Genomic DNA, 26040 nt, shown 5'->3' on the forward strand with positions numbered 1-26040 from the left:
ACCCAAACTTATTGATTATTTGGCTTGAATAATGATTCGCGCCCAGTTGCAGTTTCGCAATATTGGTAAAAAATATTGTGATATGTTGGGTTAATGGGGGGATGTTAGTCGGTGTTTATCTGACTTTGTTGATAAAGGGCCGCTTTTTAAAGCGAAAAATATTCAATTCAAAAGAAGCTTGATAAAGAAGGTTTCGGAAACATGAAGAACAGGGTGCAACGTTCTCTAACGTTAAAAAGCATGATCGTATTTTTTGTGATCACGTTAAGCTCACTCGCCCTTTTTTTGGCAATTCAATTTAGTTACTTACTTGAGCAAAGAAAAGGTGACTATCTCAATCAGCTTAGTAATGCGGTTGTACAAATTCAAAAACCATTGACTGAATCATTATTAAGTTCAGATCTGAACGAAGTTAAACGGCTACTCGTGAGCTTGAAAACATCGGGTATTATGGGCAAAGCGATTGTGACAGTCGATGGGGCGACTGTTATCCATTTAGACTTTGCGACACCCCGTCCAATTCCTAGTTGGGCGGTGAAATTTGCCGGTATTCCAGTAGAGATGACAGTACCTTTGTATGCCTATGGGAATACCGTCTTGACGGCGAAACCCCAAGGGTATTTAACGCTGCAAGTTGATTCAAATCGTGTTTATCGATTCGCCTTCAACACGTTGGCATTAATGATAACGACATATTTGTTGTTAGTTTTGATCATTGCGATTGCGATGACATGGTGTGTAAGTCGAATGATTGTCAGGCCATTACGTAAAATTGCGCTAGAATTACAAGATGGCGGCGATCAAGACATCAAAGTATCAGGTTATCATAAGGATGACGAGATAGGCTTATTGGCGAAGAATTATAACCGCCAAAGAAAACAGCAAAATTCAGACTAAGTCATGAACATGTGGCGAGCTTTGTGGTCTAATATCGTTAATAATTGGTGTCACTTACAGTGTATGAGACCAAACCATATCGTTTAACCCTATAATTAGCGTTTTTCGTTAATTTATCAGTCATATTTTTGCGGTTAAATACAAGGATAGAAAATACATAGGGGTTTACATGCAGGGTTTGAAAATTCGGTATATCTTTAGTGTGGTGCTACTGTCAGTCGCTGGCCTTGCGAGTGCTGAGCCATTGCAGCCTGATCCAGCATGGCAGCAAGGAAAGCTTGAAAATGGCTTTAGCTGGCAGCTATTGCAGACTCCACAGCGTCCTAATGACCGAATTCAACTGAGATTGGCCATTAAAACAGGGTCTTTGTCAGAAAAAGCAAATGAAAAAGGTTACAGCTACTTAATCCCTAAAATGGCGCTGTTACATCAAACAGAAGCATTTCCAACCGCAACGTTGCAAAATTTTTGGCGTCAGGCAACCGATCCTGATGTTCCCATTCCGCCAGCGGTCGTCTCATATGACTACACAATTTATAGCTTGAGCTTACCACACAATAAGCCAGAGCTTCTCAAACAAGCACTCAACTGGTTAGCAACCTCCGCGGCTGGGGCAACTTATACTGAAACCACACTGCACAATGGTCTGAGTGTGACAAATGCTCCTGTTGCTACATTGCCTATTGATGCGACGGATCCTGTATGGCGCGCACGTCTGAAAGGCTCTGCAATGATGGGCTATGACCCAGGGCAAAAGGTTAAGGACAATGTAGATTTAGAGAGTGTGAATTCGTTTTACCAAAAATGGTATACGCCAGATGTTATGACGCTGTATGTTGCAGGTCATGTTGATTCACGCATGTTATCTGATTACATCACTCAAACGTTCTCTTCACTAGAAGGTAAACGTTCAGAGCCTGTTGCGGTAGCTGTTTTATCGCAGGTGAAACCTCAATCCATCGACATTCTGCAAGATAAGCAAACAAAAGATAGCTTATCCCTAATTTGGGATATCGATTGGCAACCGATTAATGACTCTGCCGTACTGATGCGCTATTGGGGAAGTGATTTAGCCCGTGAAGCACTTTATCGTTCATTACAAAAAACCTTTAGCCAAAAGTTTAACCAAGATGAAGTGAATTCGAACTTAGATTGCCGAGTGCAATATCAGAAGGCTAGCTGTACGTTAACGGTTGCAGCAGCGCCAGAAAAAATGGCAGCAGTGACAGATGTTGTTCTCAATGAGCTATCAACCGCTGTTCAAAATGGGATTTCACCTGAATTGTTTGATGAAATGCTCAATGAAAAACAGGTGCAATTATCACAATTGTTTGCGGCCTATGCTCGTACCAGTACGGATGTGTTAGCAGGCCAACGCTTGATCTCTCAACAAAATGGGGTGGTTGATATCGCTCCTGAGCAGTATCAACGACTAAGGCAATCTTTCTTAGCGGGGCAAACGCTGGATCAAGTGAATATGGAAGTGCGTCGTTTATTGTCTCAAGAAGCTGCCTTTGTGTTGGTTCAACCGAAAGAGAAGCAGTTGATGGATGCTGAGCAAATCCGCCAGAAATTTACTAAGGTGCTGTGGCCACAGGTTGAGCCTACACCGGCAATTGAAGCGGAGCCTGCAAAAGCAGCGAAATAATCTGTCATTAAATAGCCCCAACTTAGGGGCTATTTACTTTTCATCCTGTTGTTTTTTAACGTTGCGTCAGTAACCCTTCAATCACCCGAATTAAGGTTTCTCGGGAATCCCTGTCATCGACAAAGCCGGCTGCACTTGTCTGGGTTTCCGGTGAGTAATAGGCGGCAGATCCCCAAAAACCAAGGTGTGAATATAGCGTCATGCCATTTACAACACTTGCCATCAACCCTAATCGGTACTCTTGGGCGCCCACATGGTGACCTACACTCAGCATTGTCTGTAGAGTTTCTGGTTTCTCAAAGATTTCGCCATTAAATAAGGCTTCAAGGAATCGAGCCATTTGTTGAGATGAGGTAATTAAACCACCCCCGCCATACACATCCATCGAAGCATGAATATGTGTACCTTCTATCTCTTTTAGGTATTGGCGTGCACGAGGTGCATCTGTCGTAGGTTGCTCTAAATACTCCCAATAAGCGGTATCTAATCCAATTTTATTGAATTTTAATAACTCCCTAACGGCGTGGCCTAACGATTGGCCCGTAACACGTTCAATGATATCGCCTAACAGTATGTAACCTGTATCTGAATAAATAAATGTGTCTGAAGGTGCGACAATAGGGAATTTTTTACGCACATAGAGCTGTATTTGCTCTAACCGAGTCCACTGGTGTGTCGGTTTCGCAAGTACGCGCTTGAGGTAGTGATCATCTGCATGATCAAAAAGCCCGCTACTATGGCTGAGTAGATGACGAATAGTGATATGATCGGTGGCATAGCTGTCACACAATAATTGGTTAAATTCAGGTGTGATATGTTGTGAAATGGCATCATCTAACGATAATTTCCCCATTTCAACTAACCTAAGTATGGCTGCTGCGGTAAACGTTTTTGTGTTACTGGCAATGCGTAATGGGGTATCAACTGTCAATGGCCGACCTGCCAGATCGCTTCCTCTAGCACAAAATGTACTGATACTCGCCTTTTTTTGGTTGTGATAGTAAAGCACAACGCCGCAAGGTAAGTCTTCTAACTGCTGAATATATTGTGTAGTTATCATTTTTCTCCCAACTCATTTGGTCTTTAGAGATAGAGTGAGTGCTCATATTCACTTATAACATACTTGAATAATCAGCTTGCCATGTGTCCAGAAAGGCGGTGAATTTTTAATTAACCTCACGCGATAAAATTAATGTCTTAAAAGCCGTAAAAGCAGGCACTTGGTATCCAGTACGATAAATCAAATAGGTATCACATGTTGTGACGGGGAGCGAGGCTAACAATGAGGAAGCATCCCCCATAGAATGAAATAATTGAGCCGGTAGTAGCGCGATACTGCTTCCTGCACTGACGCATGCGACCATCGCATGATAGGAGCTAAGTTGCTGAATATGCCAATCTCGTTGATTTGGAATATTTAGCCACTGCTCAGCAATATAGCGGTAGCTGCATCCTTGGGCGAAGGTAGCAAGTGAGCGTGTTTGAATATCTGAGGCGGTCTTTGCTAATTTATCTTGCTCGGGAAGCAATAAGACTAGCTGCTCCTGCCAAACGACTTGTGACTGAATGCCCATATCACAGAGTTGGTTAATATCATACAAATCTTGGGGAAGTGCCACAAAAGCACAATCTAACTGTTCACGACGTACTTGTTCGATTAGGGCTTGTGAGGTTCCGGTTAATAATGACAATTGGGTTGTTGGGTGCTGTTGGTGGTAGGCTGCCAAAGGTTGAGGTAACCGGCAGGCCGCCGTGCTCTCCATGCTACCTATTCTTAGTTGTCCTCCTTCTCTGCCTAAACTCGTGACATGGCGGGCTTCTTGCTCTAACGCCAGTAAACGATAGGCGTATTGTAGGAAGCGTGTGCCGGCTTCTGACAATTGCATCTGCTTACCTTGACGAATAAACAGCGGCTCTCCCAGATCGGACTCAAGCTGTTGAATACGCGTTGTAATATTTGAGGGAACCCTACCGAGGCGCATTGCTGCGCGTGTGATACTGAGTTCTTCTGCGACCATGCAAAATATTTTTAGGGATTCAGAGTTCATTTTCTTTTTTCGTGAATATGATGCTATATTTATTCTTAATAACAGAATAATAAGTGTAACCCTACTTGATGATAAAGGAAAGATAATGGAGCATTCTGAAGTATTTCTCCAACGTTTGGGCTTACGTTACCCAATCATTCAAGCCCCTATGGCGGGCGTTTCAACACCTGAGTTGGCTGCGGCAGTTTCTGAGGCAGGGGGGCTAGGCTCATTAGGGCTTGGGGCTAGCTCTGTACCTCAAGCTAAAGCATTGATTGAGAAAACTAATGCTTTAACAGACAAACCTTTTAATGTGAATGTGTTCTGCCATTCTACCCCCGTACGTAATCGTGAGATTGAACAAGCATGGATTCATTACTTTGCCCAACAATTAGCTCAGTTTAACGTATTGCCACCTCAGCAATTAAACCAAGTTTACACATCATTCTTAGATGATCCTCACATGTTGGCACTACTGCTAGAAATGAGGCCAGCAGTTGTCAGTTTCCATTTTAATATTCCGGATAAACAGGTGATTGATCAGTTAAAAGCCCAAGGGATCTATACAATGGCGACGGCAACTTGCTTACGAGAGGCTCAGTTGATCGAGCAGGCAGGTATTGATGCTATTATCGCTCAAGGCATTGAAGCGGGTGGGCACCGAGGAATGTTTGATGTTAATGCCGAAGATGAAGCGATAACAACATTCCACTTGGTTGAATTACTAGTGAAAAATAGCCAATTACCGATTATTGCTGCGGGCGGCTTGATGGATGGGCAAGAAATTAAAACAGCTTTAGAGCAAGGAGCCGTGGCGGCTCAACTTGGTACAGCGTTTATTTTGTGCCCTGAATCAGCAGCAAATGAAGGTTACCGTCATAAGCTGAAAAGCCAAAATGCAGCGGACACGGCATTAACAGCGGCTATCTCTGGCCGACCCGCAAGAGGGATTGTGAACCAATTTATTCGTATGACACAAGCGGATGATTGTCCTGCTATACCGGATTACCCGATAGCGTATGATCTTGGAAAACAGTTGCATGCAGTGGCAAGTAAAATGGGGAGTGATGATTTTGCCGCACATTGGGCAGGCCAAAATGCGTTGAAAGCGCGAGAGATGCCAGCGAGCGTATTGGTAGAGACGCTTGTATCAGAAATGACGAAATAATGTGTAAAGTTGTAACATGTGAGAAATTTTGAAGGGGGGCAAATGATGGATCTTTTGCCACCCTGTCAATGCGTTAAGAAGTGAGAATTTCGTTCTCTTTTGCGTTCTTTGGCTCATCCGTTGCGATCCACGCAGCACAAAATAGAGTCAATCTAGCAAAGAAGTAGAAGAAGGCCATTAAGCCCAGCACCGAACCGAAAGCCGCGCCAGAAGGGGATGAGGCTAAGTTTGGTAAAATCCAAGTCATGATTGATTTAATCACTTCAAAGCCAATAGCCGCGAGTAGAGTGCCTTTCAATAAGGAAGAGCGGCGGTGCTGCATACGCGGTAAAATCCAGAAAATCCATAAGAACAGCAAGAAGTTAGCGATAATTGAAATCGTCAGACCAATCAGAGTCCAAGCCGGTTTTAACCATTCGATATTATCTAGGCCAAGCGTTCTAACAATGGTTGCTTGAGCGGAGCCTGCGACAGAGGTGAGCGTAATTGTTACGATCAAGGCGATAAGTAGGCCAATTAAGGATAGAAAATCGCGCAAATAGAGGAAATAAATTTTTTCATGTTCATCTTCATTGCGCTCCCAAACAGGGCGTGATTGCGCCAAAATGGCTAATCGTAAGTTGTTAACCCAGTTTACGCCCGAGTAAACGGCTAATGCCAAACCGGTTAAACCAACGGTAGTCCGCTGGCGGATTGCGGTATCAATGGTTCTTTCTAATGTATTGGCTAATGTCGGGTCACTGATGCTGGCAGAAATACCGCGAACTAGCCGTTCAAGTAATTCTGGGTTACTGGCTAATACAAAACCCGCTGCTGCAAAGGTAAACATTAATACAGGGATTAAAGAAAGAAACGAAAAATAGGTAATCGCAGCACCGAACTGGTTCCCCATACGATCAGTGAATCGTTGAGCAGTACGAATAAGGTGTGCAATAAAAGGAATTGCACAAATAAAATTCACTACTCGCATAGAAAATGTCAGTGCTTTTTTACTGTTATCGATGCTTTTATTGAGCTTTGATTTTAATTTACTGGCGTCTTTTTGCTCTTCTTCATGCATATTCGACATTCGTTCCCCTTTGACTCCGTATCTAATTTTACTTAATTTTCACCATACTATAGCGTAAATTTGCAAAATTCTTCACCTTAAAGCCCATTTTTATCTACAAAATAGGCTTTAAGGTCGGTTATTTCATTGCAAATGAGGACTGAATTTGGTCGGAAAAATAGAAGGTTACGAAGAATTTATAGGCCTGTTTTATAGAGCTCTAACTCCGCTTGTGCTTCTTTTAGCTCTTCTTGAGCCTCTTTTAGCTTACGTTCGCGCTTTGCGATTTTATCGCTATTTCCTTTTTGTTTTGCTTCCAATAATTCAGCTTCTCTTTCTTGTACTTTTTCTCGTTTTTCAGCCACATTTTTTTGGCTGTCACGGTAAAGCGATGTCGGCGTGCAATAGGTATTAACGTTATCAAGAGCCCTTTGCAAACCTGCAACACGGTAAGTGTTACCGTGTTTTTTGGCGTATTTTATTTGAGTTTCAATTTTCTGCTTTTTAATTTCACAGCCATTTTGTTTATTTCCTGCCGTTGCCGAAGTCCCTGCTAAAAGTAAAACCGCTGTTATCGTTGTCATGAGTGATTTATGCATTTTTTTGTCCTTAATTATATTTTAATTTTGTTTAGGATAGCTTTTTATCATGTTGAAGTCATGCCGTTTTGTCAAATTAGGAATAGTGCTAATTTTAACGAAATTTGGCTATAATGGTTCAGAATCAGAACAAATCATTCGGTCTATGTTTTATTTTACAGGCTGTCTTTAAAGAATCTATTTGATAATAGTCATATTTGGCTAGTGTTGAATTTCCTCAGGAAAGAAAAGTGTCATGTTAAGTTACCGCCATAGTTTTCATGCAGGCAACCATGCAGATGTGTTAAAACACACTGTTCAAAGCCTTATTATTGAATCTCTTAAAGAGAAAGAAAAACCTTTCCTGTATGTGGATACGCACTCGGGGGCTGGTCGCTATCAGTTAACCAGTGAGCATGCAGAAAAAACAGGTGAATATCTACAAGGGATTGCGCGCATTTGGGAACAGCCGGACTTACCAGAGGAATTGCTTCCTTATATGAATATTGTCCGTCGCATGAATGAAAATGGGCGGTTACGTTATTACCCTGGTTCGCCGCTATTAGCGAAGCACTTATTGCGTGAGCAAGACAAATTGGTGCTCACTGAGTTGCATCCTACTGATTACCCGCTATTGCGTGCAGAATTTTCTCGCGATAACCGTGCTCAGGTGTCCAAAGACGATGGTTATCAACAACTGAAAGCGAAATTACCGCCACCAAGCCGTCGCGGTTTTATGTTGATTGATCCGCCTTATGAGCTGAAATCTGATTATGAAGCTGTCGTAAAGGGGATCGTCGAAGGCTATAAACGCTTTGCGACGGGAACGTATGCGATCTGGTATCCTGTTGTATTGAGACAACAAATTAAGCGCATGATCAGTCAATTGGAAGCGACTGGGATCCGTAAAATATTACAAATTGAATTAGCTGTACGTCCTGATAGCGATCAACGAGGCATGACGGCATCAGGTATGATTGTGATCAATCCACCATGGAAATTAGAGCAGCAGATGCAAAAAGTGCTCCCTTGGTTACACAAAACCCTCGTTCCAGAAGGAACAGGGCATACCTTAGTCGAGTGGATTGTGCCTGAATAGGCAGCCTCTATTTCATTAAGAGGAGATACCTATCTTTTATTGCTATTGTGATCAAATTGATAAATAGCATAATAGTAAGTATTAGCTTTTTAATTAATCAAAAATGGGAATAACCAAGTTATGAGCAAACATTACGACTATATTGCGATTGGTGGCGGAAGTGGCGGTATTGCTTCTATGAACCGAGCGGCAATGTATGGACAAAAGTGTGCCCTAATTGAAGCGAAAGCGTTAGGTGGAACCTGTGTGAACGTGGGATGTGTACCGAAGAAAGTGATGTGGCATGCCGCACAAATCTCTGAGGCGATCCGTGCTTATGGCCCTGACTATGGTTTTGATACCACAATTAACCGTTTTGATTGGAAAACCTTAATTGCAAGTCGTACTGCTTATATTGATCGTATCCATCAATCTTATGACCGTGTATTAGGTAATAACAAGGTCGATGTGATCAAGGGGTTTGCTCGTTTTGTCGATGCACATACTGTTGAAGTCGATGGTGAAATTTATACCGCTGATCATATTTTAATTGCAACAGGTGGTCGCCCAGTGATCCCTGCCATTCCTGGTGCAGAATATGGCATGACATCGGACGGCTTCTTTGAGCTTGAATATTTACCAAAACGTGTTGCGGTTGTTGGTGCTGGTTATATTGCGGTTGAATTGGCGGGTGTCTTAAATGGCCTAGGCAGTGAGGCTCATCTATTTGTCCGTAAACATGCTCCGCTACGTTCGTTTGACCCTCTGATTGTTGAAACTTTGGTTGAGGTGATGAATACCGAAGGTCCAACTCTGCATACAGAATCTGTACCAAAAGAGGTCGTCAAAAATGCCGATGGTTCTTTGACGCTGAAATTGGAAAATGGCAAAGAACAAACTGTCGATGCATTGATTTGGGCGATTGGCCGTGAACCAATGACTGATAACCTGAATATTGAAGCAGCGGGTGTTGAGCTGAATGAAAAAGGTTATATCAAAGTCGATAAATACCAAAACACCAATGTCGCGGGTGTGTATGCGGTAGGTGATAACACGGGGGCTGTTGAGTTAACACCAGTTGCGGTTGCTGCGGGGCGTCGTCTATCTGAACGTTTATTTAATAATAAGCCAGATGAACACTTAGATTACAGTAATATTCCAACCGTTGTGTTTAGCCATCCACCTATTGGTACCGTTGGTTTGACGGAGCCTGAAGCAATCGAAAAATACGGGGCGGATCAGGTTAAATGTTATAAATCTTCATTTACAGCGATGTATACCGCGGTCACTTCTCATCGTCAGCCATGCCGTATGAAATTGGTGTGTGTGGGAACGGATGAGAAAATTGTTGGTATTCATGGTATTGGCTTTGGTATGGATGAAATCTTACAAGGCTTTGCCGTTGCACTGAAGATGGGGGCAACGAAGAAAGATTTCGATAATACTGTGGCTATCCACCCAACAGCGGCAGAAGAATTTGTGACAATGCGCTAAGAGTCACCGTCACAACACGTTAAAAAGGCTGAACGTTATCCGTTCAGCCTCAGACATTTCACTCCAAATAACTAAACTCCGACGAATCCATTTAAATCATTGCCAGTGAAATACCTGAGCGTAGGGGCTATGCTGATACTATTTTATGGATCGTATTCACCGTGCCTTTACTTATTGGCTAAATCCCGTTGTGTCATGCTTAATAGCTCCCGCTATACTATTGAGTCGCACTGTTTCCATTTTTAACATATTGATTCCCTGCTTTTAATGCACCCAAAATCCAGCGGCAGGGGGCTATTGGCTTTTTTGCCACCAAGACACAATATAATCAGCGATTTGTTCTGGGTTATTGATATCTAATTGTGGCAAGGTGGTATCAATAATTTGATTGCTGGCGACGGCGATCACATGTTGGTCAATTAAGCCATCTAATGGTTTACCCACTTCCGATCTAAACAGCGCGATCTTATCGATCGTCTCATGCTTAAACCCTTCGACTAAAATCAGATCGAGGGAGCTAGGATCAAAACGGCTCGCCAAATAATGCAGGTCTAATTCGTCATCCTGAGCTGGGGTTTCGGTCATCAGCGCCCAGCGCTTTTGGCTGGCGACAAGTGTTTGATCAGCGCCCGCTTTACGTAATTCATAACTGTCCTTGCCGGGTTTATCGACATCCATATCGTGATGTGTATGTTTGACTAAACCGACGCGAACATTGCGTTGCCGTAATAATGGGATCACTTTTTTTAATAGTGTGGTTTTGCCGGTGCCACTATAGGCGGTGATGCCGAGTAGAGGTAGAGATTTTTGTTTCATGATTATTTTTGTTGTTGCTCCCAGTTGAGGCTATCTTCAGGGGTATTTAAATTAGCAAAAGAGCCTAATTGTGGAGGGAAAATCACACATTTCGCTGCTATTTCCCGCATAAAAAACATTAATTTGCGCTCTCCTTTTGCAAGGTACTCATCCAATGAGGGTGCTAATGAACGATGGAGTAAGGCAAAAGTTGGGTGGTCACGTTCAGTATCATTGGCATAACAAGCCAAGCTATCACCTTTGTGTTGAAACATGGTTGCTGCAAGCGTGAGTGGAAAAGCAGGTACATCACAAGGCACAAACAGTACCCACTCTGTGGTTGCATGATGTAACCCTGCTTGCATGCCTGCTAGTGGCCCTGCAAAATCATGATTGAGGTCAGAGATGACGGTAAATCCACTTTGTTGGTAGCGCTCTTGGTTGCGATTAGCATTGATAATCAGCGTGCCTACCTGTGGGATTAGGCGTTCAATAATATGTTGATACAGTGGCTTACCGAGTAAAGGTACCAAGCCTTTATCTTCGCCCCTCATACGCCGACCTAAACCGCCTGCGAGTATGACACCCGTAATCGACTGCGTATCTAACATATTCAATTTTCCTGACTATCTTCAATAAAAGGTTTCAACATGTTCGAAAATAAATTTCGTTATAGTATTTGCCAAAATTTATTCTATTTTCCTATAAAATCAACGAATGTTCATGCGAATTAAAGTTAAACTTTACTTAGATTGACATCAATTCGCTTTTTCTCTTGTATGATAGCAATTAATTTAGCCCGAATATTCGTGATGAAGGAATAAACATGAAATGCCATCGCTTAAATGAAGTTATTGAGCTGCTGCATCCTGTATGGAAAGACAACTCAGACTTAAACTTAGTGGAATTACTACAAAAGCTGGCCGATGAGGCAGGTTTTAAAGGACCATTGTCTGAGCTAACAGATGATGTGTTGATATATCACCTGAAAATGCGTGGAAAAAGCAGTGATGAAGCGATACCGGGCTTGAAAAAAGATTATGAAGAAGACTTTAAAACCGCGTTATTGCGTGCTCGCGGCATCATAAAAGATTAATCAGAGATGAATAATATCGAACACTCTCATTTTCACTTTAGTGGGATTTCCCCTGATTTGATCCTTGATGCGTTGATGGAAGCGGGCATTTACCCTGAATCAGGATTAACAGAGCTAAATAGCTATGAGAATCGGGTTTATCAGTTTCAGGATGAAAACCGAAAACGCTTTGTCGTGAAATTCTATCGCCCCGAGCGTTGGAGCCGGTCACAAATTCAAGAAGAGCATGATTTCACATTAGAATTGCAAGACGCGGGTTTATCTGTGGCTGCGCCACTGGAGTTTGCAGGGCAAACCGTGCTGGAATTTGGTGGTTTCATCTTTGCTGTTTTTCCAAGTATTGGTGGTCGCCAGTATGAAACCGATAATTTATTTCAGCTTGAAGACGTCGGGCGCTTATTAGGCCGTATTCACCAAATTGGTAAGAAAGAAACGTTTGTTTTTCGCCCAACACTGGGTGTTGCTGAGTATCTTGAGCAACCTCGCCAAATTATCGTACAAAGTGAATTGATCGCTCCAAGGTGGCAGGCCTCCATTGTTGAATCACTCGATAGATTGATTACGCAAGTGAAGCAGTATTGGCCAACTATCTCATCACCAATACGTTTACAGGGGGATTGCCATCCCGGTAATATTTTGTGGCGTGATGAGGCTTGGCTGGTGGACTTTGATGATGCGCGTAATGGCCCAGCGGTACAAGATTTGTGGATGCTATTAAATGGCTCGCGTCAGGATCAATTAATCCAACTAGATACGCTGTTAGAAGCCTATAATGAGTTTTGTGACTTTGATGTAAAAGAGCTCAAATTAATCGAGCCACTGAGAGCCATGAGAATGGTTCATTACTTAGGATGGATTATTCGCCGCTGGCAAGATCCCGCTTTTCCAAGAGCATTTTCATGGTTGCAGGATGATGATTTTTGGCAAAAACAATCCGTCGAATTTGCTCAGCAAATTGAACGATTGCAGGAAGCCCCTTTGCAGTTAAACCCTCAATTTTAATAAATAAGTGGTATTTTTTGGAGAACGTAGTATATGAAAAAAATCATGTTGGCTTTAATTGGTATTGCCATGTCATTTGGGGCAGCGGCCGCAAACTATTCAGAAGGGAAAGAGTACGTTGCTTTAAAACAACCAGTACAAAACTTACCACAAGTTTTAGAGTTCTTCTCTTTCTATTGCCCTCACTGCTATCAGTTTGAAAATGTGTATAAAGTGCCACAAACGGTAGAGAAAAACTTACCTGAAGGCGTCAAAATGGAACGTTACCACGTTGATTTCTTAGGCCCATTAGGGAAAAACCTCACTCAATCTTGGGCAGTGGCAATCGTTCTAAAAGTTGAAGATAAAGTGACGCCAATTCTGTTTGAAGGTATCCAAAAAACACAATCTATTCGTACGGTAGACGATATCCGTAACGCCTTTATTAAAGCAGGTGTGAGTGGTGAAGAGTATGATGCTGCACTAAACAGCTTCGTTGTAAAATCTTTAGTCGCTAAACAACAAAACGCAGCGCAAGATCTAAAACTACGTGGTGTGCCAGCGATGTTTGTTGATGGTAAATACCAAATCCGTAATGATGGCATTGCGGTCGATAAAGCCGAAGATTATGGGCAAGAGTTTTCTAAAGTTGTGAACTATCTGCTCGACAAAAAATAATCTCTCCTTGTGGCGGCGTGACTCGCCGCCACATTCATAATTATTCACGTTCCGTAATCAATATCCACAATACGTTTAAAATCCTTTTTTTGAGCTAGATCAAGCGATTTTCGTCTAACTCATTGATTTTATTTTCTTGTTTAACCCCTTGATCTTTTCTTAGTCATTGAATCTAAGGCATAACATTATTTTGCTCACAGAGTTATCCACAGGTTATATCGGTCAAAATAGGGTAGCGAAGGAGTAAAATGACGATTTAATTTATTTAATTGAGTAGGGGGAGGATTGTTGATGAAGTTGAAACTCGACGTGTATCTAAGCGCACATTGTGGCATCCTATTATTATTCATTCCTGACAAAAAGATGATGACAGATTATGGCTCAGATAGCAGAAAATCCCCTTATATTGGTAGATGGTTCATCTTACCTGTACCGTGCTTATCATGCATTCCCACCACTGACTAACAGTGCGGGCGAACCGACAGGAGCCATGTATGGTGTGCTCAATATGTTGCGTAGCTTGATTATGCAATATAAGCCAAGTCATGTGGCTGTCGTCTTTGATGCCAAAGGAAAAACATTCCGTGATGAGCTGTTTGAGAGTTATAAATCACACCGCCCACCGATGCCGGATGATTTGCGTGAGCAAATAGCGCCATTGCATGAAATGGTCGAAGCGATGGGACTACCGTTGCTGGTGGTTTCCGGTGTTGAAGCGGACGATGTCATTGGTACTCTTGCGAGGCAAGCGAGTCAAAAAGGGATCCCTGTCTTGATCAGCACAGGCGATAAAGATATGGCTCAATTGGTTGAGCCTAATATCACCTTGATCAATACCATGACCAATACCATTTTAGGCCCTCAAGAAGTTGAGGATAAATATGGGGTTCCGCCAGAGCTGATCATCGACTTCCTCGCATTGATGGGCGACTCTTCCGATAATATTCCAGGCGTTCCCGGTGTGGGCGAAAAAACGGCACTTGCTTTGCTGCAAGGCATTGGCAGTTTAAAAGAGATTTACGACTCTTTAGATAAAATCGCCCCACTTGGCTTTAGAGGCTCGAAAACATTAGCCCCGAAAATGGAAGAGAATCGCGAGGTTGCTTTCCTTTCATACCAATTAGCGACCATCAAAACCGATGTGGAGCTAGAAAAAAGCTGCGAAGAACTTGCGATCTCCGAGCCAGACACAGACAAACTTTACCAGTTGTTTAGCCGTTATGAGTTTAAACGCTGGTTAGCGGATGTTGAGAATGGCACGTGGATGGATGGTAAAAGTGGTAAAAGTAGTGCGCCAGCGGCAAGTAAAACAGAAAAGAAAATTGAAGCCGTCATGGCAGCACCGACGTTGAGTGCGGAAAACTATCAAACTATCTTGGAAAAAGCGGATTTAGACCGCTGGATAGAAAAACTCACGTCAGCCTCAATCTTTGCCTTTGATACTGAAACGGACAGTTTGGATACACAAGAAGCGCGTTTAGTTGGGATGTCATTTGCCATTGAACCCGGCTATGCGGCCTATTTGCCATTAGGTCATGATTATCTTGATGCACCAGCCCAACTCCCATTAAATGATGTGTTGGCTGCCATGAAGCCGATATTGGAAAATGATAAAATACTCAAAATAGGTCAGAACTTAAAATATGACGCTGAGGTTTTACTCAACTACGATATTGAACTGAAAGGTATTGCATTTGATACCATGCTGGAATCCTATGTGCTAAATAGCGTAGCGGGTATGGGGCGCCATGATATGGATAGCCTCGCTGAACGGCACCTTAACCATAAAACGGTCTCTTTTGAAGAGATTGCAGGGAAGGGGAAAAAGCAGCTGACATTCAATCAAATAGCGCTTGAGCAGGCAGCCAATTACGCGGCAGAAGATGCCGATGTGACGTTATTGCTTCATCAAGCACTGTATCCTCAATTAGAGGCTGAGCCTAAACTGAATCACGTTTTTCGTGAAATTGAAATGCCATTAGTGCCTGTTCTTGTCAGAATGGAGCGTAAAGGGGTATTAATCGATGCTGCGGTACTAGCGGCCCAATCGAAAGAGATCACTGCGCGTTTGGCAGAATTGGAGAAAGAGGCATTTGAGCTTGCGGGTGAAGAGTTCAATCTTGCTTCAACCAAACAATTACAAACGATTCTGTTTGAAAAGCTACAACTGCCTGTAGTGAAAAAAACACCGAGTGGTGCACCGTCTACCAACGAAGAAGTGCTTGAGGAGTTGGCTCTAAATCACGCCCTACCTAAACTCTTGCTTGAGCACCGTAGTCTCGCAAAACTGAAATCAACCTATACCGACAAGTTGCCGTTGATGATCAGCCCGAAAACTCAACGGGTACACACCTCGTATCATCAAGCAGTGACAGCGACAGGGCGCTTATCGTCTCGAGACCCCAATTTACAAAATATTCCGGTTAGGACGGAAGAAGGTCGCCGTATCCGCCAAGCATTTATTGCACGCAAAGGCTACAAAGTAGTGGCCGCGGACTATTCGCAAATCGAATTACGTATTATGGCGCATCTATCGCAAGATAAAGGGCTATTAACGGCGTTTGCTGAAGGCAAAGATATTCACCGTGCAACGGCAGCAGAGGTATTTGGTGTACCACTGGATGAAGTGACAAGTGATCAACGTCGTAGTGCAAAAGCGATTAACTTCGGTTTGATTTATGGTATGAGCGCATTTGGTCTTGCTCGACAGTTAGGCATTCCTCGCGGTGAAGCTCAGCGTTATATGGACCTCTATTTTGAACGTTATCCAGGCGTGCTGCGCTATATGGAAAATACGCGCCATCAAGCGGCTGAGCAGGGGTATGTTGAAACGTTAGAAGGGCGTCGCTTGTATCTTGCCGACATTAAGTCAAGTAATGGAATGCGTCGTAAAGCGGCTGAGCGTGAGGCTATTAACGCACCGATGCAAGGTACGGCAGCAGATATTATCAAGAAAGCGATGATCGCGGTGGATGCTTGGTTACAGACCGAAAAACCGCATGCTGACATGCTAATGCAGGTGCATGATGAATTAGTTTTCGAAGTCAAAGAGTCAGAGCTTGATAGTGTGACCACCAAAATACGTGAGTTGATGGAACAAAGTATGCAACTTGATGTACCGTTGAAGGTTGATGTCGGTATTGGTGATAACTGGGATGAAGCCCACTAGTTAGAGTCTGAACTGAGTCGGATAATGCTTAATTCGACTCAGTTTTATTTAGTCATATTATCTATTGTGAAATTATATATTATTCTATTAATACTAATACATAACTAAGTACAGATGAATATTTGGATGTTCTTTCACTAGCCATGATTTTCATTTGGGTATTAGGCTCAATAATTCCAGACCAAGATGATATACTGATTAAAGTAACTCCATATTGATTATAACGTGTATCAACTTCAGCAATTGCAACTTGCTTTCCATTGATATCTAGACGGTGATGGGCTTTTGTTTTTTGCCCTCTACTCGATGCCATCAATTTTGGAATGGTTATTTTCCTTTTTTGTGGTGAAGGAGAAATGATTAACGCTTCTCCATTTTTAATGCAATACATTTCATTTACTTTCACTGTTTATTTCCTTGAGCTCATTTTTACTTTAAAATCAATAATGGCATAGAAAATGATGAGTGATAAAAATGAAATTTATTAAGTTTTAATTAAAATAAATTATTTAATATTAAATGATTCGAATGCTAATTATTGCATTGTTGATTCATAAATTGATATTTCATTACCTAGCATTTTATTGATACGCTGAATGCTATTTTCGTTTAAGGAACCTTGTAAATATTCCATTTTTAATTGGTTGATTAAATAATCATATTGGGCATTCGATAAATTTTTTTTCGACTGATAGAGGGCGGCAGTTGCAGATAGTACATCGACAATAGTGCGTGTTCCTACTTGATAACCCGCTTCTGTGGCATCTAATGAGCTTTGTGTTGAAATGATTAGTTGCTTATAGGCATTAATACTACTTATTGACGACAATAGATTATTGTATGAAGAGTTAACTTGCTGGATGACGTTTCGATTATCACTTTCAAGTTGCTCTGTTGCAGCCTCAAAACCATACTGAGCTTGCTTAACTTGAGAATTAACCGTATTTCCTTGATAGATTGGTAAATTTAACGAGAGGGCTGCATTGTTTTTCCCTGAATGGTTATTTATTTTATGCTGGCTTTCGATACTATTCTTATCTAGCCGAGTGTTATTGATGGCTGTAGAAGCATCTAAAGTGACTATAGGTAAATGCCCGCTTTTGGCGAGGGATATTTTATCATTTGATATTTCTTGTGACAGGCGAGCTTTTAATAAGCTCAGGTTTTTAATTCGCGCATTTTCAAGTAGAAATGTGATATTATCTGGTTTGGTGAGTTGTAACTTATTAATATTGAGTTTTGCTAATTGAGTATATCGTACTCCACTGATTTTTCTTAATACCTCAACTGAATTCTTCAATTCGTTGTAACCTAGAACCTCTTGAGCAATGATACTGTCATAGTTAGCTCTCGCATTTTGTACGTCAGTGATGGTCGTTAGCCCTACATTAAAGCGTTGTGTGGTTTGATCTAACTGATGATAAACCGCGAGTTTATGGGCTTTTATGTAAGTGAGGGCATCAATAGACTTTAATATATTAAAGTAAGAGATAGCCGTTTCTAACAGCAGATCTTGCTGGCTTATTTGATAGTTAATATCTGAAATAGCTGCATGTTTTTCTTGAATAGATAGTGATTTCCACTTAGATATATCAATTATAGATTGTGTCATTTGTAGAGATAATTCGGTGTTCTTAATATTTTTATTATCATCTGTACCATCATTGTTTTTATAGTTTGAATTAGCTTTTAATTTTAATTGAGGGAGTAATGAACTACGCTCTTCATCTATTTTTTTATAGGCTTGATAACGTTCACTTTCTGTTTTTTTTAATGTGGGGTTGTTATCTTTAGTTATTTTATAAACTTGCAATAAATCCTCTGCGTTACAATTATAACCTATAATTATTGAACTTATTAAAATAAATAATTTAATTATTTTATTCATTATTATTAATTCCTAATTAATTTTTTACAGTTTAGTCTAAATGGGATTTAAGAAAGAGGTTTTAATTAAATTATAGCTCAGCCATTAAAATGTAAATATAAAAAACCACATTTAAAATTTTAATTTGATGTATATGTTTTGCTATATGAGCTAACTTGATTAAGTTAGTGTAAAAAATGAGACTATTTTACTGTCGAACGTAATGTGCATTTACTACCTAAGAACGATTGTCACAGTACATTTTTTTACCTCAATATAGCGTTCATGTAACGTAATATCTTTTATGGCGACAGGCTTATCTCAGAGCCAAAGGATTAATCATGGAACGCTTATTTTCTCCAACTGCATTTCAAGGGCAGGTCGTGCTAGTTACTGGTGGGGCTCAAGGTATTGGTTTAGCGATTGTTGAAGCCTTTGCTCAATTAGGGGCTTGCGTGATTATGGCTGATTTGCAGTTACAAAAGGCGCAAGCAGCCGCAGCTTCATTAGTAGCAAAAGGGTTTAACGTTCAGGCGGAAGGTTGTGACTGTGCAAAGCAGCAACAAATAACAGCCTTGGTTGCAAAAATAGATCGCGAATATCATCAATTAGATGTTGTTATCCATAATGCAGCTTATTTTCCGCTAACAGAATTTATGCAAATTGATGAGGCTTTATTACAACAGACACTGAGTGTTAATTTAATGGCGCCTTTTTATTTGGCTCAAGCTGCTCAACCGATTATGAAAAGGCAGGGAAGAGGGCGTATTTTAATCACCTCATCTGTCACTGGTCCTAAAGTCGCTTACCCAGGGCTTGCGCATTATGCCGCCTCTAAAGCGGGGGTTAATGGTTTTATTAAGTCAGCCGCATTGGAGTTGGCTCCTTTTGGGATAACGGTGAATGGCGTTGAGCCGGGGATGATACGAACACCTGCGATGGAAAACTTAGGGGATGAGCAATTGAATCAAAGGATTGCTCGTGCTGTACCACTAGGGCGTTTAGGGGAAGCAGAAGATATTGCTGCCGCTATGGTATTTTTAGCCTCACAAGCCGCGGGATATATGACAGGACAGACTATTGTCGTTGATGGCGGAGCATTACTTCCCGAAAGCGCATTGTCATCAGCGGATATAAAACAATAGAGGCGAGCTTGCTTATTCTCTGAGTCATCAATAATGGCGTCAACCTATTCGCCGATTCGATAAAACACTCTTCTTATTTTCTTTATCGCATGTTGCCATATAGATGCGATAAAGCTTATTCCTGTCTGTTATTTGAACAAAATACGCGTTATTACCTAATGAGATAAAAAATTTACATTACATATTAATGCGACTTGGCTCTCATAAATATGTAATAAAAATACGTTTTTTGGCTATTATTATGATGTTTTATTCGCTGAATCGTAGTAAGCATTGAAAAAAAATTACAGAAAAGCTTTTTTTCGCGTAAAAAATCAAGTAAAGTATAAGGCGTAGGGTACAGAGGTAAGATGTTCTATCTTTCAGACCTTTTACTTCACGTAATCGGATTTAGCTGAATATTAGCTGCTCCAGTCAAAATTTTGACTGGAGCATTTTTTTATCCAAACTTTGTGTAAAGTTATCGTGCTTGCCGTTGTGCGCCGAGTGACGCACAAGGATCGAAATGGATCAAATTGGCGTGCTATACCAGCTATCAAGTTTGAGACGCAATTTATCAATACCGATTTTTTTCAATGCTGAAAAATATTCGACTTCGACGTCTCCCCCTAATGGAGAGAGTGCTTGGCGGACTTCCATTAATTGTTTTTTGCGTGCGCCAGAAGCGAGTTTATCTGCCTTAGTCAAAAGGACTAATACAGGAATTTCCATCGCAATAGACCATTCAATCATTTGCATATCAAGGTCTTTTAGTGGATGGCGAATATCCATCAATACGACAAGACCTTTAATACACTCCCTTTTTTGTAGGTATTCACCAAGCGCTTTTTGCCATTTGCGTTTCATCTCTTCCGGCACTTCGGCATAGCCATAACCCGGTAAGTCGACAAGACGAATGCCTTCTTCCACTTCGAACAGGTTAATTAACTGTGTCCGTCCAGGCGTTTTACTGGTGCGAGCAAGGCTTTTTTGTTGTGTAAGCGCGTTTAGTGCGCTGGATTTACCTGCATTGGAGCGGCCTGCAAAGGCAACTTCTATACCCGTATCTTTTGGTAGATGACGGATATCGGGTGCACTGATGACAAATTTTGTCATATGGTAGTTATGGTTTTTGATTGTCATAGGTTGTTCTCCCTGAGTTGACCTTTTGAGGCTGAGGGATTATAGCGACTGGTGGCAGACAAACAAAGCCAAAATTGCGATAGAGCAGTAGCTGTTTGCTTTTGAAACAACGATTTTACGTACATATTGGGCGTCATCTGACAGTTTTTGATGATTACTCGCTTATCTGACGTAAATAAAGGTAAATCTTTAGCAATATATTCAGCTTAGCTCTAGAATTGGTGAATTGTACTCGTCATACTTCCAGTTGCAGCTTTGTTGGCTATGTCTATTCACATGAGTCACATATTTGCTTATGCGCTTAGCTGCACCTCGAACTATTTCGAGTATAATTAAGTCATTTAGCTATAGCGAAAGGGATCTTGAATGTTAAAACGAATTTTTGTGCCTTTACTGGCGGTCTGTGCTATCAGCGCATCTTCTCTAGCATTAGCTGCGGGTGAAACGTATGTTAAATTAGTCACCTCAGCAGGTAATATTGAATTAGAACTGAATAATAAAAAAGCACCTGTGACCACTGAGAACTTTCTACAATATGTGAATGAAGGTTATTACAACGGAACAACGTTTCACCGTGTTATTCCTGGTTTTATGATCCAGGGTGGCGGTTTTAACAAAGATCTTCAGCAAAAGCAGACTCGTGCTCCAATTAAAAATGAAGCAGATAACGGTTTGCGCAATTTACGTGGAACCATTTCTATGGCACGTACAGCGAATAAAGACAGTGCGACCAGCCAGTTTTTTATTAATGTCGCTGACAATGCTTTCTTAGATCACGGTCAACGTGATTTTGGTTACGCTGTTTTTGGTAAAGTGGTAAAAGGCATGGATGTAGTGGATAAAATCTCTAAAGTAAAAACAGAGAATGTTGGTCCATATCAAAATGTGCCTGTTGAACCAATATCAATTATTTCTGCGGAAGTCATTAAAAAGCCATAATAGATAGAGTGGGTAGGTCGCTAGTATTTACCCACTTATATTATTTTTCATGTATAAGGCTGTATCACTGTGAGTGCTATTTATGTAGTGATGTACTCACAGAGTATATTTCCCCATTAATTAGAATTTATTTTCTTTTTCCCTTCTCTTTTTTCATTCTTTTCTTCTTATTAACCTGCTAGTTATTTTTACATAAATTCAATTTTGTGATCTTGCTCACCGCGCGGTTTGAAAACGGTTTGTTTGACATTTTTTCTTTGTGTTTCGTTTTTAATACATTTACTAACTTAAATATTGGCCTTTGCTAGGCATTTGCATGAAAAAATAAGTCAATCAATTGAAAGCTGTGCCTTTCGATTTGAATGGAATCGAAAGGTTTTTTGAGGTTTTTTGCTCTAAAAATGAACTTTAACAAGGATCACATTTTCGATTGACTCACTCTGCTGTAATTCAGATATGTTGTTAGCATGGTCAATCGTGATAGCAAGGTGATGTTTTTCGGAGTGATAAACATGAGTACAGATACCGTAAAAAGACGTGAATGCATCATGGATATGTTGTGCCAAGAAGGGAGTGTTCGTGTCGATGCTTTAAGCAAACAGTTTAATGTTTCTAGCGTCACTATTCGTAATGATTTACGTTATCTGGAAAAAAAGGGTTGTGCCTTACGCTCTTATGGCGGCGCAATGGTGAATCATAAATTTGCTTTTGATAGACCGTTACAAGTGAAAGGTCGCATGGATCGAGAAATTAAAACTCGTATTGCCAAAAAAGCGGCGGAATTTGTGAATGATGGGGATTCTCTCATCATTGATTCAGGCTCAACAACAGCAGAAATCGTTCCTTTTTTAAAACACCACCGTGATTTAGTTGTGATGACTAATGCTCTCAATATCGCATACGAACTGGCCGGTTTCGACAGCGTAGATGTTATGGTTCTTGGTGGACACGTACGCAAAAATTCTTATTCCCTTTATGGTCCTGCCGCCGAACAGCAGTTATCACAGTACCGTTTTGATACGTTGTTTCTTGGGGTAGATGGCTTTGATCTTGAAGCTGGGATCACCACACCGAATAGCGGAGAAGCGCATCTCAACCGTGTGATGTGTGATGTGGCACATCAAATTATCGCTGTAGCAGATGGTACTAAATTTGGGCGAAAGAGTTTTTGTTTAATACGCGAAGCTAGACTGATCCATCGTCTTATTACTGATAGCCGCATTCCACTTCATTATCGCCAAGCTTTAACGGCATTTGGTGTAGAAGTCATTGTTGTTGATGAATAAGGCATATCTATTTTAATTCTTAATTAAAAACGCAACGTTTTTAATCATATCTGAGTTATTTGGAGATATTATGCAGCCGCTATTACAGCTGATCCATCGCCATAAATCTGGCGAGGACGTTGGGGTTTACTCTGTCTGTTCCGCACACCCTTGGGTTCTAGAAAGTGCGATTCGTTTTGCTAAACAACGTAACTCTTCAGTATTAATTGAAGCCACTTCTAACCAAGTTAACCAGTTCGGTGGCTATACCGGTATGCTTCCTTGCGATTTTCGTGAAATGGTATGGAAAATTGCCGATCGATTGGCTTTCCCACGTGAAAAAGTGTGGTTAGGCGGCGATCATTTAGGCCCTAATGCATGGCAAAATCGTTGCGCTGATGAGGCGATGCAACTATCAGAAACACTCATTTATGATTATGTTGCGGCAGGCTTTCGTAAAATTCACCTTGATTGTTCAATGTCTTGTGCTGATGACCCTATTCCTTTGAGCGATGACGTTGTCGCTTCCCGTGCGGCAAGGCTATGCCAAGTGGCTGAACGTAGCTGGCAAGATCATGGTGGTGAAGCCCCTGTTTATGTTATTGGCACAGAAGTTCCTGTGCCGGGCGGTGCGAAAGAATCGATGGATGGATTACAAGTTACATCGCCCGAAGCTGCTAAAACCACATTGTCTATCCATAAAAATAAATGGCAAGAGCATGGGTTAGCCGATGTGTGGCCCCGAGTGATTGCCTTGGTTGTTCAGCCAGGGGTCGAATTTGATCATCACAATGTTGAACATTATCAACCTGAAAAAGCGAAAGCACTTAGCCAATTTATCGAATCAGTTCCCCATCTTGTTTATGAAGCACACTCTACCGATTACCAAGCACTAAAGGCGTATCGTCAGTTAGTCCGCGACCATTTTGCGATCTTAAAAGTTGGCCCTGCATTAACGTTTGCTTTACGTGAAGGGTTATTTGCACTCGATAAATTAGATCGTGAATGGAATGGTGAGCGTGATGCTGCCCATTTACACGCAACCCTCGAACAAATTATGAATGAGCAGCCAGAGCGTTGGAGCCCTTATTACAAAGGAAGTGCTCATCAGCAATACATCGACAGACAATATAGCTTAAGTGACCGTATTCGCTATTACTGGGCGGAGCCTGAAGTTGAAAAAGCAGTGGCGAAATTATTGGACAACTTACGGCAAAACCCAGTACCGATTTCGATGCTGAGCCAATACCTACCAGAGCAGGCCGAAGCCGTTAAAGTCGGTGACTTAGAGAATGACCCAAAAGCGTGGGTCATGGATAAGGTTCGAAGCGTATTACTTCAATATGCGTTGGCATGTGAATCACAGTCAAAAGGAGCGGTGGCATGAAGGAAATATTGTCATATTCACAATCATGGTTAGAGCAGCACGGCGCTCTGTTTACTGCACAAGAAATTACTCATCAGCCCCGCTTATGGCGTGAATTATATCGGGAGTTAGCGGCTAAATCGGAGCAATGGCAACCGTTTTTATCTGAACTGCTCGCCAAGCCGGATTTACAAATTGTGTTATGTGGTGCTGGGTCGTCTGCCTTTGCAGGGAAAGCCATGGCACCTTGGTTACGTGAATATTGTGGATTAGACGTACATGCGTATGCATCTACCGATATTGTACCAACACCTTGGCATTACCTCGATAAACATAAACCGACATTATTAGTTTCTTATGCTCGCTCGGGTAACAGTCCTGAAAGTGTTGGTGTCGTAGAGCTGGCAGATGAGCTACTCGACGATGTTTATCACCTTATGTTGACCTGTAATCCAGATGGCGCTTTGGCACGTTATGCGGAAGGGAAAAAGCATGTTTGCTCTTTAATCATGCCCGATGGTTCTCATGACAGCAGCTTTGCCATGACCTCAAGCTTTAGCTGTATGACATTAGCGACATTATTACTATTTGGTGTTCAAGATTTTACTCAAGCACGTAGTTATGTTGAAGAGATTGCCACACTTGCAGAAACCGGCATTCCACAATGGTTGCCGATGATCCAAGGCATGACAGGAAATGGTTTTAGTCGAATGGTTGTGCTTGGCTCAAGTTGTTTTACGGGGATTGCCGAAGAAGGGGCGCTGAAGATGTTAGAGCTCACATCGGGGAAAGTTGCAACGCGCTTTGATTCAACATTAGGGGTTCGCCATGGCCCTAAATTTATGATTGATAAAGAAACATTGGTAATAGTGATGTTATCAGCCGAAGAGTATTGCCGTCACTATGATATAGATTTGCTCAATGAGCTGAAACATGACCAGCGGGCAAAACACATTGTGGCATTGAGTAGTTTACCTTTAGAGCAGGCCGTCGTGCTTGATAGCCCACTCAATGATATTTGGTTGATATTTCCTTATCTCGTCTTTTTACAGCTTTTGTCATTTGAAGCTTCTCTCAATCATGGTTTATCACCGGATAACCCTTGTCCGACGGGGGAAGTGAATCGTGTTGTTAAAGGTGTTCAGCTATACCCATACAAATCAACAAAATAATAATAGGAGTGAGTATGTCTACCCCAAATATATTGATGACTCGTATCGATAATCGTTTGATCCATGGTCAAGTTGGCGTGACTTGGACAAATTCTCTTGGTGCTAATTTAGTGGTTGTTGCAAATGATGAAGCCGCCGTTGATCCCGTTGCTCAATCTTTGATGGATATGGTGGTTTCCGATGGTGTACAAACTCGCTATTTTACGCTGCAAAAAACCATTGATGTGATCCATAAGGCTGCGGATCGACAAAAGATTTTTATCGTTTGTAAAACGCCTCAAGATGTACTCACCCTAGTTCAAGGTGGAGTTCCTATCAAATTTGTCAATGTTGGCAATATGCACTTTATCGAAGGTAAAAAACAAATTCATAAAACGGTCTCTGTGGATGATAGCGATATTAATGCATTCCGCGAATTAGAAAAATTAGGGATCACTTGTGAAATTCGTCGTGTACCTGATGAGGCGGGGGAAGCCGTCTCTAAGCTAATTAGCTAAGGAGGTCAGT

At 41.5% G+C, this 26040-nt stretch carries 24 protein-coding genes; 15 read left to right on the forward strand and 9 right to left on the reverse strand.

Annotation, left to right across the window (positions count from 1 at the left end; translation table 11 throughout):
- Window positions 1-201 precede the first annotated feature (201 nt).
- Together PR699_RS13215 and PR699_RS13220 are read left to right on the forward strand one after the other, a co-directional pair.
- Window positions 202-897, forward strand: coding sequence for a HAMP domain-containing protein (locus PR699_RS13215; RefSeq protein WP_004923758.1), 696 nt, complete (start codon window positions 202-204; stop codon window positions 895-897).
- Between the two features lie 169 nt (window positions 898-1066).
- Window positions 1067-2545: a pitrilysin family protein gene (locus PR699_RS13220; RefSeq protein WP_014656983.1), complete on the forward strand. Its 1479-nt coding sequence runs from the start codon at window positions 1067-1069 to the stop codon at window positions 2543-2545.
- A 55-nt stretch (window positions 2546-2600) separates the two neighbouring features.
- On the opposite strand, the gene PR699_RS13225 is transcribed toward PR699_RS13220, so the two are convergent.
- Window positions 2601-3605, reverse strand: coding sequence for a serine hydrolase (locus tag PR699_RS13225; RefSeq protein ID WP_014656982.1), 1005 nt, complete (start codon window positions 3603-3605; stop codon window positions 2601-2603).
- A 106-nt stretch (window positions 3606-3711) separates the two neighbouring features.
- Window positions 3712-4593: a LysR family transcriptional regulator gene (locus PR699_RS13230; protein ID WP_071599670.1), complete on the reverse strand. Its 882-nt coding sequence runs from the start codon at window positions 4591-4593 to the stop codon at window positions 3712-3714.
- Window positions 4594-4678: 85 nt separating this feature from the next.
- Here PR699_RS13230 and PR699_RS13235 point away from each other — a divergent pair, with 85 nt between their 5' ends.
- A complete protein-coding gene (locus PR699_RS13235; protein WP_014656981.1) occupies window positions 4679-5740 on the forward strand; it encodes a nitronate monooxygenase family protein in 1062 nt (353 codons plus the stop codon).
- A gap of 73 nt (window positions 5741-5813) precedes the next feature.
- Here PR699_RS13235 and yhjD read toward each other — a convergent pair whose 3' ends face one another.
- Together yhjD and PR699_RS13245 are read right to left on the reverse strand one after the other, a co-directional pair.
- Window positions 5814-6809: an inner membrane protein YhjD gene (yhjD, locus tag PR699_RS13240; RefSeq protein WP_272577848.1), complete on the reverse strand. Its 996-nt coding sequence runs from the start codon at window positions 6807-6809 to the stop codon at window positions 5814-5816.
- A 176-nt stretch (window positions 6810-6985) separates the two neighbouring features.
- Window positions 6986-7387, reverse strand: a complete 402-nt coding sequence (locus PR699_RS13245; protein WP_004923780.1) for a DUF1090 domain-containing protein — start codon at window positions 7385-7387, stop codon at window positions 6986-6988.
- A 235-nt stretch (window positions 7388-7622) separates the two neighbouring features.
- Between PR699_RS13245 and PR699_RS13250 the strand changes: the two genes are divergently transcribed.
- Both PR699_RS13250 and gorA read left to right on the forward strand, forming a co-directional pair.
- The gene (locus PR699_RS13250; protein WP_004923787.1) at window positions 7623-8465 is read left to right on the forward strand and encodes a 23S rRNA (adenine(2030)-N(6))-methyltransferase RlmJ; all 843 of its coding nucleotides are present in this window, start codon (window positions 7623-7625) and stop codon (window positions 8463-8465) included.
- 120 nt (window positions 8466-8585) lie between these two features.
- Window positions 8586-9938 carry a glutathione-disulfide reductase gene (gene gorA, locus PR699_RS13255; protein WP_014656979.1) on the forward strand — a complete coding sequence of 451 codons (1353 nt, stop codon included), beginning with the start codon at window positions 8586-8588 and terminating at the stop codon, window positions 9936-9938.
- A 294-nt stretch (window positions 9939-10232) separates the two neighbouring features.
- On the opposite strand, the gene mobB is transcribed toward gorA, so the two are convergent.
- Window positions 10233-10754: a molybdopterin-guanine dinucleotide biosynthesis protein MobB gene (gene mobB, locus PR699_RS13260; protein WP_004923791.1), complete on the reverse strand. Its 522-nt coding sequence runs from the start codon at window positions 10752-10754 to the stop codon at window positions 10233-10235.
- A gap of 2 nt (window positions 10755-10756) precedes the next feature.
- Window positions 10757-11344 carry a molybdenum cofactor guanylyltransferase MobA gene (mobA, locus tag PR699_RS13265; RefSeq protein ID WP_014656978.1) on the reverse strand — a complete coding sequence of 196 codons (588 nt, stop codon included), beginning with the start codon at window positions 11342-11344 and terminating at the stop codon, window positions 10757-10759.
- A gap of 215 nt (window positions 11345-11559) precedes the next feature.
- On the opposite strand from mobA, the gene PR699_RS13270 reads away from it, so the two are divergent.
- The 4 genes from PR699_RS13270 to polA all read left to right on the forward strand — a co-directional run bounded on the left by PR699_RS13270 (window position 11560) and on the right by polA (window position 16657).
- Window positions 11560-11829 (forward strand): YihD family protein, encoded by a 270-nt coding sequence (locus PR699_RS13270; protein WP_004923794.1) that lies wholly within the window; start codon window positions 11560-11562, stop codon window positions 11827-11829.
- 6 nt (window positions 11830-11835) lie between these two features.
- Window positions 11836-12831, forward strand: coding sequence for a serine/threonine protein kinase (locus tag PR699_RS13275; RefSeq protein WP_014656977.1), 996 nt, complete (start codon window positions 11836-11838; stop codon window positions 12829-12831).
- A 33-nt stretch (window positions 12832-12864) separates the two neighbouring features.
- Complete coding sequence (dsbA, locus tag PR699_RS13280; RefSeq protein ID WP_004923800.1) at window positions 12865-13488, forward strand: thiol:disulfide interchange protein DsbA; 624 nt, start codon at window positions 12865-12867, stop codon at window positions 13486-13488.
- A 376-nt stretch (window positions 13489-13864) separates the two neighbouring features.
- The gene (polA, locus tag PR699_RS13285) at window positions 13865-16657 is read left to right on the forward strand and encodes a DNA polymerase I (protein WP_014656976.1); all 2793 of its coding nucleotides are present in this window, start codon (window positions 13865-13867) and stop codon (window positions 16655-16657) included.
- Between the two features lie 79 nt (window positions 16658-16736).
- Here the strand turns inward: polA and PR699_RS13290 are convergent, their stop codons facing one another.
- Together PR699_RS13290 and tolC are read right to left on the reverse strand one after the other, a co-directional pair.
- Window positions 16737-17063 (reverse strand): hypothetical protein, encoded by a 327-nt coding sequence (locus PR699_RS13290; protein ID WP_004923806.1) that lies wholly within the window; start codon window positions 17061-17063, stop codon window positions 16737-16739.
- Between the two features lie 129 nt (window positions 17064-17192).
- Window positions 17193-18545: an outer membrane channel protein TolC gene (gene tolC, locus PR699_RS13295; protein WP_053110236.1), complete on the reverse strand. Its 1353-nt coding sequence runs from the start codon at window positions 18543-18545 to the stop codon at window positions 17193-17195.
- Between the two features lie 320 nt (window positions 18546-18865).
- Between tolC and PR699_RS13300 the strand changes: the two genes are divergently transcribed.
- The gene (locus PR699_RS13300; protein ID WP_004923813.1) at window positions 18866-19669 is read left to right on the forward strand and encodes an SDR family oxidoreductase; all 804 of its coding nucleotides are present in this window, start codon (window positions 18866-18868) and stop codon (window positions 19667-19669) included.
- A gap of 510 nt (window positions 19670-20179) precedes the next feature.
- Here the strand turns inward: PR699_RS13300 and yihA are convergent.
- Window positions 20180-20791: a ribosome biogenesis GTP-binding protein YihA/YsxC gene (gene yihA, locus PR699_RS13305; protein ID WP_004923816.1), complete on the reverse strand. Its 612-nt coding sequence runs from the start codon at window positions 20789-20791 to the stop codon at window positions 20180-20182.
- A 366-nt stretch (window positions 20792-21157) separates the two neighbouring features.
- Between yihA and ppiA the strand changes: the two genes are divergently transcribed.
- The 5 genes from ppiA (at window position 21158) to agaV (ending at window position 26030) form a co-directional block, all read left to right on the forward strand.
- Window positions 21158-21730 (forward strand): peptidylprolyl isomerase A, encoded by a 573-nt coding sequence (gene ppiA / locus PR699_RS13310; protein WP_014656974.1) that lies wholly within the window; start codon window positions 21158-21160, stop codon window positions 21728-21730.
- 512 nt (window positions 21731-22242) lie between these two features.
- On the forward strand, window positions 22243-23016 hold the full coding sequence (gene agaR / locus PR699_RS13315; protein WP_014656973.1) for a transcriptional repressor AgaR: 774 nt from the start codon (window positions 22243-22245) through the stop codon (window positions 23014-23016).
- 70 nt (window positions 23017-23086) lie between these two features.
- Window positions 23087-24382, forward strand: coding sequence for a D-tagatose-bisphosphate aldolase, class II, non-catalytic subunit (locus PR699_RS13320; protein ID WP_004923825.1), 1296 nt, complete (start codon window positions 23087-23089; stop codon window positions 24380-24382).
- The gene (locus PR699_RS13325) at window positions 24379-25533 is read left to right on the forward strand and encodes an SIS domain-containing protein (protein WP_004923826.1); all 1155 of its coding nucleotides are present in this window, start codon (window positions 24379-24381) and stop codon (window positions 25531-25533) included. Before PR699_RS13320 ends, PR699_RS13325 begins: the two co-directional genes overlap by 4 nt.
- Window positions 25534-25547: 14 nt before the next feature.
- Entirely contained in the window at window positions 25548-26030 is a 483-nt protein-coding gene (agaV, locus tag PR699_RS13330; RefSeq protein ID WP_014656972.1) for a PTS N-acetylgalactosamine transporter subunit IIB, read from the forward strand.
- Window positions 26031-26040 lie beyond the last annotated feature (10 nt).

The organism is Providencia sp. PROV268, assembly GCF_028477805.1.
In the GTDB taxonomy this organism is placed as follows: Bacteria; Pseudomonadota; Gammaproteobacteria; order Enterobacterales; family Enterobacteriaceae; genus Providencia; species Providencia stuartii.